17 protein-coding genes and 2 pseudogenes are annotated in these 19,030 nt (G+C 48.5%); 6 read left to right on the top strand and 13 right to left on the bottom strand.

Going from position 1 to position 19,030, the window contains the following annotated elements:
* The first annotated feature begins 72 nt into the window (after positions 1-72).
* From KHX94_RS12575 to KHX94_RS12560, 4 genes are all read left to right on the top strand, one after another.
* A complete protein-coding gene (locus tag KHX94_RS12575; RefSeq protein WP_213680904.1) occupies positions 73-645 on the top strand; it encodes a TonB-dependent receptor plug domain-containing protein in 573 nt (190 codons plus the stop codon).
* On the top strand, positions 600-2,042 hold the full coding sequence (locus tag KHX94_RS12570) for a TonB-dependent receptor plug domain-containing protein (protein WP_213680903.1): 1,443 nt from the start codon (positions 600-602) through the stop codon (positions 2,040-2,042). Before KHX94_RS12575 ends, KHX94_RS12570 begins: the two co-directional genes overlap by 46 nt.
* A gap of 354 nt (positions 2,043-2,396) precedes the next feature.
* A complete protein-coding gene (locus KHX94_RS12565) occupies positions 2,397-2,960 on the top strand; it encodes an ArnT family glycosyltransferase (RefSeq protein WP_213680902.1) in 564 nt (187 codons plus the stop codon).
* A 14-nt stretch (positions 2,961-2,974) separates the two neighbouring features.
* Positions 2,975-4,024 carry a hypothetical protein gene (locus KHX94_RS12560; protein WP_213680901.1) on the top strand — a complete coding sequence of 350 codons (1,050 nt, stop codon included), beginning with the start codon at positions 2,975-2,977 and terminating at the stop codon, positions 4,022-4,024.
* Between the two features lie 43 nt (positions 4,025-4,067).
* Here KHX94_RS12560 and KHX94_RS12555 read toward each other — a convergent pair whose 3' ends face one another.
* The 4 genes from KHX94_RS12555 to KHX94_RS12545 form a co-directional block, all read right to left on the bottom strand.
* Positions 4,068-5,777 (bottom strand): FAD-dependent oxidoreductase, encoded by a 1,710-nt coding sequence (locus KHX94_RS12555; RefSeq protein ID WP_213680900.1) that lies wholly within the window; start codon positions 5,775-5,777, stop codon positions 4,068-4,070.
* 514 nt (positions 5,778-6,291) lie between these two features.
* Entirely contained in the window at positions 6,292-8,649 is a 2,358-nt protein-coding gene (locus KHX94_RS12550; protein ID WP_280529569.1) for an efflux RND transporter permease subunit, read from the bottom strand.
* Between the two features lie 41 nt (positions 8,650-8,690).
* Positions 8,691-9,347 (bottom strand): efflux RND transporter permease subunit, encoded by a 657-nt coding sequence (locus KHX94_RS21170; RefSeq protein ID WP_280529568.1) that lies wholly within the window; start codon positions 9,345-9,347, stop codon positions 8,691-8,693.
* 1 nt (position 9,348) lies between these two features.
* Entirely contained in the window at positions 9,349-10,482 is a 1,134-nt protein-coding gene (locus KHX94_RS12545) for an efflux RND transporter periplasmic adaptor subunit (protein ID WP_213680899.1), read from the bottom strand.
* 204 nt (positions 10,483-10,686) lie between these two features.
* Between KHX94_RS12545 and soxR the strand changes: the two genes are divergently transcribed.
* Entirely contained in the window at positions 10,687-11,145 is a 459-nt protein-coding gene (soxR, locus tag KHX94_RS12540; RefSeq protein WP_213680898.1) for a redox-sensitive transcriptional activator SoxR, read from the top strand.
* Positions 11,146-11,400: 255 nt separating this feature from the next.
* Positions 11,401-12,348: a Kelch repeat-containing protein gene (locus KHX94_RS12535; RefSeq protein ID WP_213680897.1), complete on the top strand. Its 948-nt coding sequence runs from the start codon at positions 11,401-11,403 to the stop codon at positions 12,346-12,348.
* Between the two features lie 55 nt (positions 12,349-12,403).
* Here the strand turns inward: KHX94_RS12535 and KHX94_RS12530 are convergent.
* The 9 genes and pseudogenes from KHX94_RS12530 to hflK all read right to left on the bottom strand — a co-directional run bounded on the left by KHX94_RS12530 (position 12,404) and on the right by hflK (position 19,001).
* A pseudogene (locus KHX94_RS12530) lies at positions 12,404-12,701 on the bottom strand (DUF134 domain-containing protein).
* Between the two features lie 167 nt (positions 12,702-12,868).
* Positions 12,869-13,300 carry a ClpXP protease specificity-enhancing factor gene (locus KHX94_RS12525; RefSeq protein ID WP_244859139.1) on the bottom strand — a complete coding sequence of 144 codons (432 nt, stop codon included), beginning with the start codon at positions 13,298-13,300 and terminating at the stop codon, positions 12,869-12,871.
* Positions 13,301-13,355: 55 nt separating this feature from the next.
* On the bottom strand, positions 13,356-13,985 hold the full coding sequence (gene sspA, locus KHX94_RS12520; RefSeq protein WP_213680896.1) for a stringent starvation protein SspA: 630 nt from the start codon (positions 13,983-13,985) through the stop codon (positions 13,356-13,358).
* A gap of 94 nt (positions 13,986-14,079) precedes the next feature.
* Positions 14,080-14,805 carry a cytochrome c1 gene (locus tag KHX94_RS12515; RefSeq protein WP_213680895.1) on the bottom strand — a complete coding sequence of 242 codons (726 nt, stop codon included), beginning with the start codon at positions 14,803-14,805 and terminating at the stop codon, positions 14,080-14,082.
* Positions 14,802-15,212 (bottom strand): hypothetical protein, encoded by a 411-nt coding sequence (locus KHX94_RS21835; RefSeq protein WP_425314014.1) that lies wholly within the window; start codon positions 15,210-15,212, stop codon positions 14,802-14,804. Before KHX94_RS21835 ends, KHX94_RS12515 begins: the two co-directional genes overlap by 4 nt.
* Positions 15,173-16,013, bottom strand: a pseudogene (locus KHX94_RS12510) (cytochrome b). Before KHX94_RS12510 ends, KHX94_RS21835 begins: the two are co-directional and overlap by 40 nt.
* Positions 16,013-16,603, bottom strand: coding sequence for a ubiquinol-cytochrome c reductase iron-sulfur subunit (petA, locus tag KHX94_RS12505; RefSeq protein WP_213680894.1), 591 nt, complete (start codon positions 16,601-16,603; stop codon positions 16,013-16,015). The pseudogene KHX94_RS12510 and the gene petA overlap by 1 nt, the downstream one beginning before the upstream one ends.
* A 310-nt stretch (positions 16,604-16,913) precedes the next feature.
* On the bottom strand, positions 16,914-17,837 hold the full coding sequence (gene hflC, locus KHX94_RS12500) for a protease modulator HflC (RefSeq protein ID WP_213680893.1): 924 nt from the start codon (positions 17,835-17,837) through the stop codon (positions 16,914-16,916).
* Between the two features lie 3 nt (positions 17,838-17,840).
* A complete protein-coding gene (gene hflK, locus KHX94_RS12495) occupies positions 17,841-19,001 on the bottom strand; it encodes an FtsH protease activity modulator HflK (protein ID WP_213680892.1) in 1,161 nt (386 codons plus the stop codon).
* Between the last annotated feature and the right edge of the window lie 29 nt (positions 19,002-19,030).

Here is a 19,030-nt window from a genome sequence, read left to right as displayed (position 1 = left end):
GCAGCTTTTACTGCCATTCTTTGGCATAATCATCGTTATATAGTAAAGTATATAACGATATTGAGGTTCATTATGAAATTTAACAAACTATCGTTGATTATATTTATTGCTATCTGTGGTCAACAATATGCCATGGCGGATGACGACAGCAACACCGAACGCCTGACCATATGGGGCAGCCAGATTGCCGATACCAGCGCCAGAATTGATCAGCAAACCCTTGAACAACTAGGTAAAACCAATGTTGCCCAAGCATTAAGCGTGATCCCTGGGGTATCGCTGCAAAAGTCTGGCAGCCGTAATGAGTTACAAGTTAAGGTTCGTGGTTTTGATAGTCGGCAGGTGCCAGTGTTTTACGATGGTATCCCAATTTATGTCCCCTATGACGGCAACCTAGATCTTGGACGTTTCCTCACGTCCAATCTGGATTCTGTTGAGGTTTCCAAGGGGTATACCTCGCTGTTGCAGGGGCCCAACCAGATGGGGGTGCCATCAACCTCAACACCCATAAACCACAAGAGCCCTTTGAAGCTAGCGCCGCTTACCGGGGGTTCACCCGCAATAAGAGCAATGCCTACGACGCGAACCTGTCACTGGGAATGCGCAGTGACCTTGGTTATCTCCAGTTTACAGGCAGCCGCCTGAAACAAGATTATCTGGGATTACCTTATGGTACCGATAACGAAGTTGCAGGCAGCGATGGCAAGATGATCAACTCCGCCGCCGATGACAAACGCGGCATTATCAAGTTAGGGATCACACCTAATAGCACCGATGAATACACCTTCACCTACATCAAACAGGATGGAGAAAAACAAAATCCACCTTATGCGGGTAACAGTGGGCAGAGAGCACGTTACTGGCAATGGCCAGACTACAACAAAGAAAGTTACTACTATCAGGGATTTACTCGGTTAAATGACATTTTCACGTTAAAAAGTCGTGTTTATCATGATGTCTTTACCAACACCCTGATGATGTACAACTCGCTATCTGCGCTGCAACAGAAAAACGGTTTTTACAGCCGTTATGATGACTTCAGCAACGGTGCAGGTTTGCAACTCAGCGCCGATTTGCGACAGCGGGATCAACTGTCCTTTGCCGCACATTGGAAAGAAGATGTACACCGTGAAAAAGATGCGCCAGATGGCCTCTATGATCGCTATAAAGATCGCACAATCTCTCTGGCATCCGAATATCAATGGGCAATTTCTGAACAATTTGATGCAGTTGCCGGTATCAGCTACGACAAACGGAAAAGTCTGGAAGGGATGCAGCATGAGGATGATGGCAGTATCACCCAATATGACGATAACGATCAACACGCCTTCAACTGGCAGGCGCTGCTGAAATACCATGTCAACGACACGGATTCACTGGCATTTTCCGTCTCTGATCGCAGTCGATTCCCGACCTTAAAAGAACGCTATACCACCTCTAAACCGGCAACCGGCCAAGTGGCACTGGTAAACCCACAGCTGAAACCGGAACGGGCACGAACCTTCGATATCACTTATAGCGGTCTCATCAATGCGCAATGGAGCTATGAAGCCAGTGCCTATTACAACCGTGTGGATGACGCCATTCTTGCGATTAATATCGATGCTAACACCCTGCAAAACCGCAACAGTGGACAGGTTGATTACAGCGGGGTCGATCTCGGATTAAAAGGCAAGATCCTGGATATCGCCGAATTGGGTCTGAGCTATAGCTACACACACGCCGATGTGAAGCGTAAAGAGATTGGCGAGATCACCGGCTTACCGAAACAGATGGCGAATGCCTGGATCAAAGTTACCCCTTGGGAACCACTGAGCCTGACCTTGTCTGAAGAAATCCGTGACTCTAGTTACGGCAATAACGATGGTTCACAGATTGCTGCCGGATTCGCCCTCACTAATCTACGTGCCGACTACCAGCTACTTGAAGGACTCAGCCTGAACGCCTCGGTTAACAACCTGTTTGATCGCAGTTATGAATATTCTGAAGGCTTTATTGAACAAGGCCGAAACTTCTGGCTGGGGATTGAATATCGCCTGTAGTAAATACCGGTTGTAGCACAGCAACCTGTTACCTCGTCTGTTCATCTGTGCAAGCAAAAGCCGGTGATTACTGGTCATAATCACCGGCTTTTTTATGTCGATTATTAACGGTTATTTTTCAATGAAATAGCGGAAGACATAACACACCCATTATCCCTTCACTATCGTTATCGTGGCATGTTGAATATTTCAAACCAACATGAGCCCGCCCAAAACACCAATGCTTAATGTTATGACTACCAATGAGTCAAATCGCTTAAGGATATCTCGCAGGATGTGTTAATAATTTATTAATATTCACCCGTCACCATAGCGGCACAATACACGATAACAGTAGTCGGAATTCTCCAACGGATGAGTAACCGCCTAATCAATCAAGCAAAAAATACCTTAAGCCTGACCCCGCTGACATTCCTCGGTTTGACGTGTTTAGTGGCACTCATGCTAATAGCGGCACATTTGTGGCTACGGCCATTAATGCCAGTCGATGAAACCCGATACGTTTCGGTTGCTTGGGAAATGTGGCGCGATCATAACTGGCTAGTACCCCATCAGAATGGCGAGACTTATGCCCATAAACCACCACTACTGTTTTGGTTAATCAATCTGTTCTGGCTCATTTTTGGTGTTAACGAGTGGCCTGCGCGTCTATCGATTCCTTTGTTTTCCTGCCTTAATTTTGCTTTGCTCTATGTATTAGCCAGAAAATACTTTCCACAATCCGAAAATGCCGCCAGCTACGCGCCGGTACTGTTATTGGCATTGGCAGGTTGGAATTTTTATCTGCCGACTGTCATGTTTGATTTGGTACTGAGTGTCTTTGTGTTGCTATGGCTGCTCAGCACCTTAGGTTTTAGTTACACGGGTGCCAAGCGCTTTATGCTGCTTGGGGGCTGGCTATTGGGCTGGGGTTACTGACCAAAGGGCCCGTCATGCTGCTGTATGCAGTGCCATTTATGTTGCTGCGCCCTTGGTGGCAACCACATAACAGCATGACTAACGGCCAGTTTTTTCGGGGCAGTCTTATCGCGATATTATTGGGACTAGTGCTTTTGAGTTGCTGGGTTATACCAGCCGTAATCGCCGGTGGCGGAGCGTATGAGAACGAACTTATTTGGAAACAAACCGCTGGCCGAGTAGTAACTGCATTTGCTCACGCCCGGCCTTTTTACTGGTATCTCTATCTGCTGCCGGTGTTATTGCTGCCCATACCATTACTGGGTGGTATCTGGCGTAGCCGGATATTCCACTTACGCGATAACCGTGAGCAAGCACTGCTGTGCTACATCCTCATCATAGTGCTGTGTTTTAGCCTGATCAGTGGCAAACAGTTACATTATCTATGTCCGCTAATGCCGCTAATTGCGTTATTTTTTGCGGCCAAGCTCCAGCCAGAAAAATTTGCACCTAGCTATCTGCTGGCAGCACTCTGCGTAATGGTGATATTGCTGCTGGGGTCGTTGCCGCTATGGGCTGACAAAGTGTTCAAAAACCTAGATGATCCCAAGATTGCACTCTGGGTAATAGTGATCCCACTGTTACTGCTGTGGCTGTCACTATGGCGTTGCAAACAGCAAAGATTAGTGCCGTTTGTGCACTTGCTGGTGTTTCCGCTGTTAATAACCAGTATGCTCTTGGCGGTGAGACAACCGTTACATGAAGCCTATGATATAACCGCAGCGGCACAGCAAGTGCGACAGCTACAGGAGCAGGGAAACAAGTTGGCATTTTGGGATAAATACGACAACCAGTTTCAATTTGCCGGTCGATTACAGCAACCGATTGTGGAATTACAGGACGCAGACATCAGTAAGCGTCTGCATTGGTTGAAAGAACATCCACAGGCGATAGTGATCTACCCGGTCAAACAGCCTGCGGATGTTATGTTGAAACAAGCGCTCTATAGTCAGCCATACCGCGGTCGCGTCTTGTTACTGCTCAGAGCCGCTGATTTTGTACCGTTAATGTCTGTTGCACATTAATACGGTATTAAAAAGCGGCGTGGGTGAATGCCGCTTACTGCCATCAAAATTTAGCCATTGTCATCTGAAAAGTCTTAAAACCCCCAGTAAGGTTGCGCACCTTAAAGCCATGCTGGCGTAACATGCGGTAGGCGACATGTCCACGCAAACCCACCTGACAGGCGACCAGAATTTCCTTATCCTTTGGCAACTCACTTAAGCGTTGACGCAGTTGATCAACAGGAATGTTCAGCGCCTGAGGAAACGCCCCAACGTTAGTCAGTTCTGGTGGATTACGAACATCCAACACCAATTGCTCAGCAGAAGGATTAGCAACCTCATCAGCATGGCATACCTGCTCATCACCATCTAGCACGTTAGTCGCCACCATTCCCGCTTGATTTACCACATCGCGGGCCGAGCCAAACGGTGGCGCATAAGTCAGTTCCAGATCCTGCAGATCTCTGACGGTCATACCGGCACGCTGTGCTACCGCCAGCACATCAATACGCTTATCAATGCCATCCATGCCAACCGCTTGAGCGCCCAAAATTTTGCCATTGTTGGGATCAAATAACAGTTTTAGCGTGACCGGATGCGCCCCAGGGTAATAGCCTGCGTGACTGGCGGTATGCACATAGACCTTTTCATATGGTAATTGCAACCGCAGCAGGGTTTTCTCATTGAGGCCAGTGCTGGCAATCGCCAAATCAAACAGCTTGCAAATAGCCGTGCCTTGAGTACGCCGATATTGTTTATCCAACCCCAGCATATTATCGGCAGCAATGCGTCCCTGCCGATTTGCTGGCCCAGCTAATGGCACCAAAGCCGCATTGCCGGTGACAAAATCTGGCGTTTCGACAGCATCGCCAACGGCATAAATATCAGGATCTGAGGTGCGCATAGCCGCATCAACTTTAATGCCACCACGTTCCCCCAAAACTAAACCCGCGCTATTTGCCAATGACACTTCGGGTTTGACGCCAACCGCCATAATGACCATGTCAGTTATCAGGGTCTGCCCCGAAGACAGGGTTAATGCCAATGCAGAGTGATGGCTGGAAGGTTTATCGTAAACATCGGTAGCTTCTGGTTCTGATGGCAAACTGCTGTGGCTGTTGACCTCACTAAGCCCGGTACTTAACCGCAGCTCAATCCCTTTATTGAGTAATTCACGGTGTAGCACATTGGCCATTTCTGCATCTACCGGCGCCATAACCTGAGAGGCCAACTCCAGTAATGAAATACGAATACCGCGCTGATGCAAAGCTTCTACCATTTCCAAACCGATGAAGCCGCCACCGACCACGGTGGCATGTTGCGGTTTATGTGCCGCCAGCGCGGCAATAATGGTATCCATGTCGGCGATGTTGCGCAAGGTAAATACGTGGGGGTTATTGATGCCGGGAATAGGTGGTTTGACAGGCGCGGCTCCTGGACTCAATAACAGCTTGTCATAACTTTCTTCGTAGCTATCCCCCGTCAGCAGATTTTTTACCTGCAATTTTTTATGAGCAGAATCCACTGACAGCACTTCGTTGAATACCCGTACATCAACATCAAAACGTTTTTTAAAGCTTTCGGGCGTCTGCAGTAACAGCGCATCGCGGGCGGTAATGTCGCCACCGATATGGTACGGTAAGCCACAATTAGCAAACGACACAAATTCCCCGCGTTCCAGCATGATGATCTGTGCCGTTTCCGACATTCTCCTTGCTCGTGCGGCAGCCGATGCCCCACCGGCTACACCACCGACAATTACTATTTTAGTCATACCCACTCCTGTTCTTGCGCGACTAAGATTTCTGCAAAACGCATAAAAATTGTTAAATCAAATAGATAAATTATTTGCATCGTCAACAGTTAAGCATTGCTGTCATCTATAGCCACCTTCTACTCGCCAACACCTGACGATGTTGATTGGCTCAAAGCTGCCATCCATAAGAATAAACTTATGGACTAAATGCAACCCTTTTGCACAAAAAACGCGATCAAATGCGGTTATAAAAAGTAGAGGGCCATCGATAAGCGCTCGCCCCTTGGGAGATGTTTACAATTGGCAAAAAAAGCCACTCAATCTTTGAGTGGCCTTTAACAACAAACCGCAGTGCCAGATAGCCAGCCTATCGGCAGCGGCGCCTTTGTTACCTGGCCGCTTGATACTGACTTAAGTGCCGGTAATAAAAGTGCTGAGTCTCAACGACCAACCTTTCTCCTGTACGGCATAAAGAGGTTACACCACCGTTTGCATGGCCTATTTAGACCAGAGCAGTCACTCTGTAAGTAACTTAGGCATGCGCAACAGCCTCCACATGAGTGTGAGCTTGTTGATGGTTTGCCGCCAGCAGGGTGTAGATAGTGGGCAGCACAAACAGGGTAAACAAAGTACCAATCAGCATCCCCATCACCACTACAATGCCGATGGCAAAACGGCTGGCGGCACCAGCGCCAGCAGCAAACAGTAATGGCACGAGTCCTGCGACCATCGCCGCAGTGGTCATGAGCACTGGTCGCATCCGCACCGCGGCCGCATGTCGAATCGCCTCTAATTTGCTCATCTGTTCACGTAGCTGCATCTCATTGGCAAATGACACCATCAAGATCCCATGTTTGGATATCAACCCAATCAGCGTGACCAAGCCTATCTGGGTATAAATATTTAAAGTGGTAAACCCCAAATATAAAGGGACTAAGGCACCACACACCGCAAGCGGCACGGTTACGAGGATCACTAATGGATCGCGGAAACTTTCAAACTGTGCAGCTAAGACGAGGAAAATCACAATCAAGGCAAAGACGAATGATAGCGTCAGTCGGTTACCTTCATGCACAAACTGGCGACTGTTTGACAACCAGTCTACAGTAGCGCCATCAGGTAACGCTTGCTGTTCCAAGAAAGCCACCGCTTGCCCCATAGTTACCCCTGGCATCAATACCGCTGATAAAGTTACAGCATTCATCTGATTGAATTGCGGCAATTTATTGGGCTGAGGTTTAACATCAACTTTCACGACTGTTGCCAGTGGCACCAATTTCCCCGCCCCGGTGCGCACATAATAGTTACCGAGATTATTCGGGGTAAGACGATCATGTTGAGGTACCTGTGTTATCACATCATAGGAACGATCGAACCAGTTAAAGCGATTGATATAGTTTTCGCCCACCAAAATTGCCAGAGTGTCGGCAATCTCGGTCATGCTGATCCCCAGTTCGCCTGCTTTATTACGATCAATACTGAGATGCGCTTCTGCGCTGTCAAACGCCAAATCACTATCAACAAACGCAAACAACCCACTGCCCCAGGCTGCACCTTTTAACCCCATCAGTGTTTGGTAAAGTTCACTGAAATCCGCAGACGAGCGTATCACCATTTGTACTGGTAGACCGCCAGTAGATGCTGGTAAAGGGCTGGCCTGAAACAATGAGGTGTAAACCCCGGTGACCCCGGCGGTATAACCCGCCAGTTCCGCTTGTATTTGATCTGCATTACGGTGGCGTTCCGACCAATCTTTGAGGATCACGCCACCAAAACCTATGTTGGCATCATCGGCAGCAATGGAGAAAAAGCTGCGGTCAAATTCAGGCAATTTCTGAAAGATTTTATCGACTTGTCTACTGTAGTTCGCGGTGTAGTCAACATTGGCATATTGTGGCGCCTTGGTTTGTGCGAAGATATATCCCATGTCTTCGGCTGGCGCGAGTTCACGTTTAGCGCCACTGAACAGCACAGCAATTGCCACCAAAATAATCACGCCAGCTAACAGCACTGCGGGCCGCGACCTTAAAGTAATGTCGAGCAGACGAACATAGGTGCGGGTGAGTGCCTCCATGTCGTGTTCAATCCGTTGCGCTAACCGGGATTCAGACTGCCGCGAGTTAAGCAATTTACTGCTCATCATGGGGGATAGCGTCAAGGCGATGATGCCCGACACAATTACCGACCCGGCAAGAGTAAAGGCAAATTCTCGAAATAGTGCGCCAGTCAGCCCGCCCATCATGCCGATAGGCGCATAAACCGCCGCCAAGGTGATAGTCATGGCAACCACAGGCCCAACAATCTCACGAGCACCTTTCAGTGCGGCATTAAAAGGCGTAAGTCCTTCTTCTATGTGGCGATGAATGTTTTCCACAACCACAATCGCATCATCCACAACCAAACCAATTGCTAACACCATTGCCAGCAAGGTCAGCAAATTCAGTGAGAAACCAAATAATAGCATCAGCACGGCGGTTCCCAGCAGTGACAGTGGAATGGTCACAATTGGGATGATTACTGCGCGAAATGTACCAAGAAACAAAAAGATAACTATAACCACTATGATAATCGCCTCAACGAGAGTGTGTTTTACCTCGGCAATAGAGGCTTCCACAAAATGTGCGACGTCAAATTGGTTGAGCACTTCCAGCCCCGGCGGCGCAACCCGCTGCATCTCGCTCACCAACCCAGCGATCTGGCTGACAATATCCAGCGGATTACCGTCAGGTGTTGGTGAAATAGCGACAGACACCGCCTTACGGTTGGATGCCAGCATTCCCGAATCATAGTTCTCTCCACCCAGCTCTATGGTGGCGATATCCTGCAACCGCACTACCCCGTGCTGACCTTGCTTCACAATCATTTGCCGAAATGCGTCTATATCGCGCAAGTCGGTGGCGGCGGTTATATTCAGTGCAGTTTCACTGCCCTTTAACTGTCCAGGGAGGCTTGGATATTATTGCTGCGTAATGCACTAGCAATATCACTGGCAGTCAGCCCCCGTGCCGCAAGTTTTACAGGATCGACCCACACCCGCATCGCAAATGAGGAACCCCCGACAACCGTTGCCGAAGCAACCCCAGGAACCGAGGTGATCAATGGCTGGGCCACTCTGGAAATAAAATCGACAATCTGCGGAGGGCTAAGCGTATCGCTGATAAATGCCAAGTATTGAATTGCGGATGCACCATCGGTAATTTTCGCGATGACCGGATCCGTAACTCCCGCAGGTAACCGATATTTAACGGTTTGTACTTTTGCTAGGATTTCTGTCATGGCGCGATCAGCATCGGCATTTAACACCAGTTTGGCCGAAATATGACTTTTGCCTTGCTTCGAGGTCGAGGTGATATATTCGATACCGTTTGCCGTGGAGATTGCCTGCGCAATCGGCGTGGTAACAAACCCTTGCATCATATCCTGAGTAGCACCCGGCAACGATGTATCGATAGTGATCGTCGCACTTTCCATCTTAGGATATTGGCGAATGGGCAAGTTATAGGTGGCACTGAGACCGACGAGCAATATCATCAGGCTCACCACGGCTGACAATATGGGACGTCTAATAAACAGGTCAGTAAAAAGCATGCTAGTTACCCTCCGCTGGGACAAGCGACTGCACAATCACGTCAGCCCCTGGCTGTAAACGGTTTTGACCAACCGTGACCACCACGTCACCACTTTTCAAGCCATGCACAATCTGGATCTGGTTATTGCTCCGTTTGCCAATCTCTACACTGACAATCTCGGCGTTACCATGCTGCTCGGCATTTTTACCTTTAACCACCACCACGCTATAACCTTGTGCTGAAGTTTCCACCGCAGTGGCCGGCACTAAAATTGCGTCAGCTTGTGGCGGCAGAACCAGGGCAGCATTGACATACATGCCCGGTCGCAATTGATTGTTGGGATTGTCCAAGATCCCCTGGATCCGAATATTACGGGTTTCCGCATCAATCTGAGGTTCTATTGCCTGAACGGTTGCAGTAAAGCGGCTATCGGGATAAACATCTGAGCTGAATTCAACTTCGCTACCGATCTTAATCGCCGAGAATTGCTGCTGAGGTAGGGTAAATTCAACATAGAGCTTATTGAGCGCCGTAAGTGTTACCACTTCCTCCCCAGGATTCAGATATTGCCCAAGGTTAACCTGGCGGATACCAAGCTCACCCTCAAACGGGGCAATGAGCTGTTTTTGGCGGATCAGTGCTTGAACCTGTTTTACTTCCCCTTGCGCTTGCGCCAGTGCCGACTGGCGCGCTTGTAACACATCCAGCGATTCCGCGCCGGAAGGCGTTAATTGCCGAGAACGTGCTAACTGCTGTTCCGCGTAGTGAGCTTTGGCTTGAGCCGTTAACAATTGTGCTTGTTCCGGGCCGTCATTGAGTTGCAGCAAAAGCTGCGAGGCACTGACCTTCTGCCCCGAATGAAAGCTGAGCCCGGCCACCCGCCCCGCCACTTCAGCAGACAGAGTTACTTGCTGCACAGCCTTCAACACAGCAACGGCATTGAGATATTGTGGCAGTGTTTGAGGGACAACTGTCATTGCAGTGACAGGCACCGCCTGCGGTTGCCACGTGGCGGCATGGCTTTGAAGATATTGTTTCCATTGAAATAATCCGCCAAAAACTAGCAACAAGAAGATAACAGTCGCTAGCATTGTCAGTTTTAAGTGTCGATTGTCACGGGTTGGAGTTTCTGGTAACTGTACGCCTTTACTCATCGCGCCCTCCACGTATAACAAGCATGGATTGCGCTGGTAACTCGATAATCATATTGATGCTAGGGGGATAGAAACTATTGCGGATAACGCTATTCATGTCGGCTCCTGAGTGCGCTTGTCATAGGTTATCTATGACTTGAAAGTGACTGCCGACGCGAATAATATGACCTCAAGCTTACTTGAGGTCAATAAGATTTTTAACATATGAACAACTCAGCTTCTCTGTCAGTTGGCGAGGTAGCCAAACGCAGTGGTGTCGCGGTTTCCACCCTACATTTTTATGAAACTAAAGGCTTAATCAGCAGTTGGAGAAATGCGGGTAACCAGCGCCGTTATGAGCGTAATGTGTTGCGTCGAATCGCCATTATCAGAATCGCTCAGTCGGCAGGTTTACCTCTCATTGAAATCAAGCAGCATCTGGATAAGTTTCCCAATACCACCATTTCTACCAAAGAATGGCGCCAGTTAAGCAGTGAATGGCATACTATGCTGACCGAGAGGATCGCAACGCTGGTCACCTTACGCGATCATATGGAAGGTTGTATTGGCTGTGGCTGCTTATCGTTGCAGGACTGTCCGTTACGCAATCCTGATGATGTCCTCGCAGAAAAAGGCGCTGGCGCCCAATTACTATTTTCATCAACACAAGCTACTGATGAATAATAAAAACTGTTTATATATTCTTGAATTTATGCGCCGTTGATTAGATTTAGCCTGTATAAGCCATGCGCAGCATTGCCCAGCACCAAGCAAACAATACCGCGGCTTGCACCAATGAAAAAGGCTACCCATACGAACATCTTGAAGATACATCAACGCAATTCACATCGTTGATACAACTGCGGATTGTCGTATGGCGACGGATGGCGCATTTCACCTAACAGATAACGGAGTATCACCATGTCATGTGGGGTTAACATGTTAAAAACACTCGGCATTACGCTGAGTCTGCTGGCGCTCACAGCATGCAACACAGTTTCCATCAGCGCTTTGAATTTACAGCAAGCGCGCATTGCTCCCGCAACTGCGGTAGTGGACGAGCAGCTATATGTTATTGGCGGTCAGAACCTGCAAGGGCCCCAAGGCACCATCGAAAAAATTGATCTGCAAAAACAAACGGTCACGCCACTTGCCACGCAGTTGCTACCCCGAACTTATGCGGCGGCGGTCAACGACGGTAATGGTCTGATTTATGTGCTAGGGGGCATAACCCGTTATCGTTTACAAGGATATGAGACCAATCCCACTGTAGAAGTGTTCAATCCTCAAACCAATGAAATACTCTACAGTCGGCCGTTGCCCCATCCCAGACGCGCCGCCAGCGTAGTCCGGGTGGATGACAAGATATATGTAATTGGTGGCTCAACCATGGTTTCAAGGCCGCTATTCCGTATAGCTCCCAGTGCTAAAGTTGATATTCTCGATCTCAAGACACAAACCTGGTCAACCGGTGCTGATATGCCCCAAGCCGCAGAGACAAAAGCCGTTGTTTATAAAGGCCAAATCTATATTGTTGGCGGTTATAACTTTGTCCATACCTTACCGCTATTTGCGCGCTTTGATCCCCAGCGCAATACATGGCAGAAGCTGGAAAGTTTACCCTTTGGCATAAGTGCCGAGTCAGCCGTAGTTGTACAAGATAAGCTGTTAACTTTTGGCGATTATCGGAAGCTGGAACTGGTCATGGAGTATGACTTTAACAAGCAGCAATGGCAGCGGCTGGAAAATATTCCATTTCGCCCGTCACGCCACCAAGGAGTTGCAAGGGTCGATGACAATGTCGTGATAGTCGGTGGGACGATTTCTGGCAAAGATTACATGGATGATATTCAAATACTGCCGGAAGCGATTTTTAGTATTCACTAAAACTGTCGACACATCGTAAGCAAGGGCGAGCACTTACGCCCTGCCTTACCAAACACTACTCTAGTGGCTTTTCCTGACTCTCAGGCGTCATCATCAGCGCTTTACCGTGCATCAGACAATCGGTCATTTTGTAACGCGCAGATTTAACCAGATTAGCCAACGTCTGACGGGAAACCCCCATCTCTTGAGCCATGCTGCTGCTGCATTCCCTGAAAATCCACCAATCGCAATGCTTCAAATTCGTCAGAGGCCAAATAGACCCGAGGTAATTCCGTCATCGGGATACCATTGGGTTTAAAACATGAGTCTGCCGGTCTACCACAGATCCTGCGGGGAATTTTCGGACGCCCCATAGCTGCTCCTAAAAATTAAGGTTATTTTAATAGAGTAAGCATTCAGCCACATGAGTAAAGCGTTATCTTTCGGTACTATGACCTGTATCGACAGCCGCGGTCATCCAACAACATGGCATCCAATAAAAAACCAGTCATCACGACTGGTCTTTTAGAATAGGAAGCGTTTATTTGACGAGGGTAAGATGGGCACGACGCTTAGTCTTATCTGCCGCTGGAGTCTCCGGCGCATCGGCCTTGTCATCCACATCCGGCGCATCGGCCTTGTCATCCACATCCGGCGCAGAGTCCTCAACCACATTGAGAAACGACTCTTCACCCTCTTCCAGCAGATAGGCATCTTCCATGTCAAACACAGTGCCAGCACCATTTTCCCGGGCATATATCGCGACGATAGACGCCATCGGTAATATCACCTGTTGCGGAACTCCACCAAATCTCGCATGAAATTCCACAAAATCATTACTCATCTGCAAGTCGCCAACCGCAGAGGCCGCAATATTCAGCACTATCTGCCCATCTTTAACATACTGCAGCGGCACTTGTGTGCCTTGTACATTGGCATCGACCACCACATGTGGCGTCAGATGATTATCCATCAACCATTCATAATACGCCCGTAACAGATACGGGCGACTAGGGTTAAGCCTTTCATTACAAGCCCATGCGCATTTCGCGCTCTGCTTCAGTCAAGGATGCTTTGAACGAATCCCGTTCAAATACGCGAGTCATATACGCTTTAATATCCTTGGACGATTTACCGTCTAGCTCAATACCTAACGCAGGCAAACGCCATAATAATGGGCCAAGATAGCAGTCTGCCAGACCAAATTCTTCGCTCATAAAGAAAGGCATTTCAGCAAATACAGGGGCAATAGAAAGGATGCTTTCCAGCAACTCTTTACGTGCTTCATCAGCACGATCGCCCTTACGGATGCGGTTAACCAAACTGTACCAATCCCGATCGATACGGTGCATCATCAAACGTGTCTGTCCACGGGATACTGGATATACCGGCATTAAAGGTGGATGTGGGAAACGTTCATCCAGATATTCCATGATGATACGGCTTTCATACAACACCAGTTCCCGGTCAACCAAAGTCGGCACTGAGTTGTAAGGATTGAGTTCCAGCAGATCTTCCGGCAGATCATTTGGGTCAACCTGCAATACATCCACTGTCACCCCTTTTTCAGCCAACACAATACGTACTTGATGGCTATAGAGATCGTCAGCCCCAGAGAACAGGGTCATGATAGAGCGTTTATTGGCAGCGACAGCCATTGATACCCTCCAGAATCGAAAAAAACAAATGTAAACGAGGGGCTAAGCCCCCGTTTACATTATGCGGATGATATATTCTACCTTGTAACCGCAGTTAGTGTACATCTTTCCAATACTCTTTCTTGAGCATCCACGCCAGAAACAGGAATAACAGCAGGAAAGCCATCACCCATAGGCCAATATGTTGCCGTTGCTGTTTCATAGGTTCGGCGGTGTAAGCAAGGTAAGCCACAAGATCCCGAACCAAACGGTCATATTCTGCACTGGAAAGCTGACCACCTTGGGCAGCCGTCACGCCGACAACTTTTTGTTTACTGCGGCCATCAACCGTCTCGGTTTGATAGACAGGCTCTGCCAATCCCTGCAAATCCTGCAACACATGCGGCATAGCCACATAGGGGTACTGCACATTATTCACGCCAAATGGCCGTTTAGGATCATGGTAAAAACCGTGCAAAAAACGGTATAACCACGCGTCACCGCGCACTCGAGCGACTAAGGTAAGATCCGGCGGAGCCATACCAAACCAACGGGCAGCATCTTTCTTAGACATGGCATTTTCCATTAACTCAAATGGTTTAGCGTCTGTCATTGTAGATGACTGCAACTGAGCTTCTGACAGCTGTAAATCGGTAGCGACTTGGTTATAACGTTGATAGTGCATGCTATGGCAACCAGCGCAATAACGCTGAAAGGCGTAAAAACCACGTTGCAGCGCCGGGAGTTCGGCGCGTCCGAGATCCGTTGGTAATGGCGGCATAGCATCTGCTGCCTGTGCCCACATAGGCAACAACAATAACAAAGTCAGTAATGGCCTCATTTGAACGTCACCCTCTCTGGCACAGCTTTGGTCGGTTCTCGTTTGCTGTAAAACCACAGCGCCACAAAAAAGCCAAAATAACCAACGGTCAAAATACGGGCGAGCACTTTAAGTAACAAGGTCTCCGGCATCAAACCTATTACCCCTAATGCGATGAAACAACTCGCAAACTGGATGAGGTTAAGCTTGTGCCACCAACTACGGTAACGCACAGATTTCACCTTACAGCGATCCAGCCAGGGGATCACAAACAACATGCCGACAGCCATTGCCATTACCACCATGCCGCCTAATTTATCGGGTATGGCTCGCAACATGGCATAGAACGGGGTGAAGTACCATACAGGCGTGATATGTTCTGGTGTTTTCAGTGGATCAGCGGCTTCAAAATTGGCGCCCTCCAGCAACAGACCGCCACCTTGGGGCATGAAAAAATCAGGTAGCAGAACACCAACAAAAATCCGGCAATCCCCACTAGGTCCTTAACGGTATAGTAAGGATGGAACGGAATACCGTCCACCGGCCAGCCATCTTCATCTTTATACTTTTTAATCTCAATCCCATCGGGATTATTCGAACCGACTTCATGGAGCGCAATCAGGTGCAGAAAAACCAGTACTACCAGAATTAATGGCAGCGCAATCGCGTGTAATGCGAAAAAACGATTTAAGGTAGCGCCGGATACCACATAATCTCCACGCACCCACAACGCCAGATCATCACCAATAATCGGTATTGCCCCAAACAGTGAAATGATAACCTGCGCCCCCAATATGACATCTGCCCCCACGGCAACAGATAGCCCATAAAGGCTTCCATCATCAGCACTAGGAAAATCACCATGCCAAAGACCCACAGTAATTCTCGTGGTTTTTGGTAAGAACCATAAAGCAGGCTGCGGAACATATGCAGATAAACCACGAAAAAAACGCCGAGGCACCGGTAGAGTGCATATAACGCAACAACCAACCATACTGCACATCTCGCATAATGTATTCGATAGAAGCAAAAGCACCTTCTACGGTGGGGACATAACTCATGGTCAACCAGATCCCGGTAAGTAACTGATTCACCAAGACCAATAGTGACAAGGCGCCAAAAAGATACCAGAAATTGAAATTTTTAGGGGCGGGATACTGACCAATATGCCTTTTGTAGGTTGCACTCACCGGCAGGCGTTCATCGAGCCATTGTAGCAATCTATTCATCAGCCAACGTCCTCATCTACCCCGATGAGTACCCGCGCATCGTCCAGATAACGATGCGGCGGTATCACCAAATTCAGCGGCGCGGGCTGTCCTTGAAACACCCGCCCTGCCATGTCAAATCCAGAGCCATGACAAGGGCAAAGGAATCCTGCGGCAATACCGTCCATTTGCCCTGAAAAGCCGTCTCTTAGATAAGTAGGTGAGCATCCAAGATGAGTACAGATACCGACAGCAATAAAAATCTCCGGTTTAATCGAACGGGTGGCATTAGTGGCATAACGAGGCTGTTGCGGTTCTTGTGATAACGGATCGCGCAATCTGTCATTGTGGCGCGCTAAATCTTGCAGCATTTCCTGAGTACGGCGCACCACCCAAATAGGTTTTCCCCGCCACTCGACACGGATCATCTGCCCCGGTTCCAGCTTACTGATATTGACCTCAATTGGTAATCCCGATGCCTTTACCCGTAATGAGGGATTCCATGATTTGATAAATGGAATAGCGGCGGCCGCTACACCTGCACCACCAACGGCCGTAGTCGCTATAGCCAGAAAGCGGCGCCGACCGTTATCAGTTGCTGCATCACTCATCCATTATCTCCACAACGTCTTGGTATTCAGTTATTTTTCTTGGATTGTTAACGCCCGATTACCATGTAGGCAGATATGCGGCGCATTATAAAAAAATCTGATATAAATCATGAGAAATACACTAAAGGTCTGCGCTGCTTACTCTCGATTCAATGAGCAAACATGCGTTAGGCGCGCTTACGGATTGATTTATTTGATGTTGCCATAAAGAAGTCCTCGTTATGGCAACCTATTTCGGATCGGGCAATTGACATAAAAACGCCCAGTGTAGTCACCGGGCGTTTTCAAATAACAGCCTTTAAATAACAGCTTAGTTATCTTCTTTCTTCATATACTTGAAGAAATCGCTATCGGGCGCTAACACCATCACGTCAGATTTGCCGTTGAAGCTAGCACGGTAGGCATCCAAGCTCCGTAGGAATCGATAGAATTCCGGATCTTTTTTGTAAGCATCGGCATAGATCTTAGCAGCAACGGCATCGCCCTCACCGCGCACGACCTGCCCTTGGCGCCGAGCATTTGACAGTGTAACCACAACGTTAGCATCGGTACGAGCGCGGATTTTCTCCGCTTCTTCCTTACCTCGGGCACGATGTTCTTTTGCTACCGCCTGCCGTTCAGCGCGCATACGCTGATAAATACTGTTGCTCACATTCGCTGGCAGATTGATTTGCTTCACTCGCACATCAACCACTTCAATACCTAAATCTGACGCACTCTTGGCGGCATTTTCCAACGCCTGACGCTGCAGTTCGTCACGAGTACTACCTTCGCCCTGACGGCTGGCATCTTCACTGACCCCGGAAACAATTTCCTTGATGGTGCGTTTACCAAATTCCGTACGCAGATCGCTATTGATCTTGCGCTGTAATAGCGCTTCAGCGTTTGATTTAACACCACCATTGGTGGCGAGATAGTACATTTCAAAATCCTTGATACGCCACTTCACGTAAGAATCAACCATCAGGTCTTTCTTCTCTGAAGTCACGAAACGATCCGCCGCGCCATCCAATGTCTGGATACGGGCATCCAAATAACGGATCTTATCGATCATCGGGATCTTGATATGCAACCCTGGGGTGTATACCCGGGTCACCATTTTGCCATCAATATTGTCTTTGAGGACTTCACCGAAACGCGCCACAATGGCCCGTTCACCTTCATTCACCACCATCAGTGAAGACAGCACAATCCCGATACAGAAAACAGCAACTACCAATAAAATTCTGTTCATGGATTATTCCCTCCCCTGGCGAGTACGATCTTCACGGGGAAGCCGTCCAGAAATACTGGTATCGCTGTCACCAGCATTACGAGACTTCATACCGAAACTAGTGACTGGATCACCACCATGATTGTCGGTTGCGGCCGATGTTGGCGATGAAGTTGCAGCATGTTGTCCTGATAACAATTTATCCAGCGGTAGATACAACAAATTGCCATTGTTTTTAGTATCGACCAAAACTTTGCTGGTATGGCTGTAAACATCTTGCATCGCATCCAGATACATACGGTTACGAGTGACTTCTGGTGCCAGTTTATATTCAGGCAACAACTTCTCATACCGAGCCACAGCACCTTCGGCATCCTGCACTACCTGCTCTTTATAAGCACGCGCATCTTCACTGATACGCTGCACTTGACCACGCGCTTTAGGTTCGATTTCCCGTTCGTAGGCTTCAGCCTGACGAATGTAAGTCTGCTCATCTTCCTGTGCAGCGATGGCATCATCAAACGCTTCTTTTACTTCTTCCGGCGGTCTTGCCGGCAAAAAGTTTACGTCAACAATGGTCAACCCCAGATTGTAAGATTTAACAATCCGATCGATTTCCGCCCAGGTATCGTCACGGATCTGTGCCCGGCCAGTGGTCAGGATATCATCCATATTTGAGTGTCCCACAACGTAACGTAGGGCACTATCAGTCGCTTCGCTGAGACTGGAACGTGGATCTACCGCACTGAACAAGAACTGATAAGCATTAGTCACTTTGTACTGTACATCCAGCTCCACCTGCACCACGTTTTCATCGCCTGTCAGCATACTGCCAGATGCTGGCAGTGAACGAACAGTGGCAATATCCACTGGCATGACGCTATCGATGAATGTCGCTTTCCAGTGCAAGCCTGGACCAACATCGCCAATGTGCTGTCCAAAACGCAGTACTACACCGCGTTCAGCTTCCTTGATGGTGTAAAAACCAGAGAAGGCCCACACCGCGACGGCAATTGCCAACACAATCACGATGGCACCGAGGCTGAAACCAGAACCGCCACCTTTCCCGCCAAACCGTTTGGACAGATTACGGAACACTTCGTCCATATCTGGCGGCCCCTTATCATTGCCGCCCTTATTTCCCCAAGGATCATTACCCTTGTTACCGGGCTCATTCCAAGCCATTTAATACTCCGTTAAAGGATGAATTAAAG

The sequence above is a fragment of the Shewanella dokdonensis genome (assembly GCF_018394335.1).
GTDB lineage: Bacteria > Pseudomonadota > Gammaproteobacteria > Enterobacterales > Shewanellaceae > Shewanella > Shewanella dokdonensis.
The sequence above is the reverse complement of the archived record's forward strand: the minus strand, read 5'-3'. Positions and strand labels throughout refer to the sequence as shown.

Bases quoted from the DNA above. Each gene is read 5' to 3' on its own strand.
- KHX94_RS12575 (WP_213680904.1), top strand. From the start codon at position 73: ATGAAATTTAACAAACTATCGTTGATTATATTTATTGCTATCTGTGGT.
- KHX94_RS12570 (WP_213680903.1), top strand. From the start codon at position 600: ATGCGCAGTGACCTTGGTTATCTCCAGTTTACAGGCAGCCGCCTGAAA.
- KHX94_RS12565 (WP_213680902.1), top strand. From the start codon at position 2,397: ATGAGTAACCGCCTAATCAATCAAGCAAAAAATACCTTAAGCCTGACC.
- KHX94_RS12560 (WP_213680901.1), top strand. From the start codon at position 2,975: ATGCTGCTGTATGCAGTGCCATTTATGTTGCTGCGCCCTTGGTGGCAA.
- KHX94_RS12555 (WP_213680900.1), bottom strand. From the start codon at position 5,777: ATGACTAAAATAGTAATTGTCGGTGGTGTAGCCGGTGGGGCATCGGCT.
- KHX94_RS21170 (WP_280529568.1), bottom strand. From the start codon at position 9,347: ATGCTTTTTACTGACCTGTTTATTAGACGTCCCATATTGTCAGCCGTG.
- KHX94_RS12545 (WP_213680899.1), bottom strand. From the start codon at position 10,482: ATGAGTAAAGGCGTACAGTTACCAGAAACTCCAACCCGTGACAATCGA.
- soxR (WP_213680898.1), top strand. From the start codon at position 10,687: ATGAACAACTCAGCTTCTCTGTCAGTTGGCGAGGTAGCCAAACGCAGT.
- KHX94_RS12535 (WP_213680897.1), top strand. From the start codon at position 11,401: ATGTTAAAAACACTCGGCATTACGCTGAGTCTGCTGGCGCTCACAGCA.
- KHX94_RS12525 (WP_244859139.1), bottom strand. From the start codon at position 13,300: ATGGATAATCATCTGACGCCACATGTGGTGGTCGATGCCAATGTACAA.
- sspA (WP_213680896.1), bottom strand. From the start codon at position 13,985: ATGGCTGTCGCTGCCAATAAACGCTCTATCATGACCCTGTTCTCTGGG.
- KHX94_RS12515 (WP_213680895.1), bottom strand. From the start codon at position 14,805: ATGAGGCCATTACTGACTTTGTTATTGTTGTTGCCTATGTGGGCACAG.
- petA (WP_213680894.1), bottom strand. From the start codon at position 16,603: ATGAGTGATGCAGCAACTGATAACGGTCGGCGCCGCTTTCTGGCTATA.
- hflC (WP_213680893.1), bottom strand. From the start codon at position 17,837: ATGAACAGAATTTTATTGGTAGTTGCTGTTTTCTGTATCGGGATTGTG.
- hflK (WP_213680892.1), bottom strand. From the start codon at position 19,001: ATGGCTTGGAATGAGCCCGGTAACAAGGGTAATGATCCTTGGGGAAAT.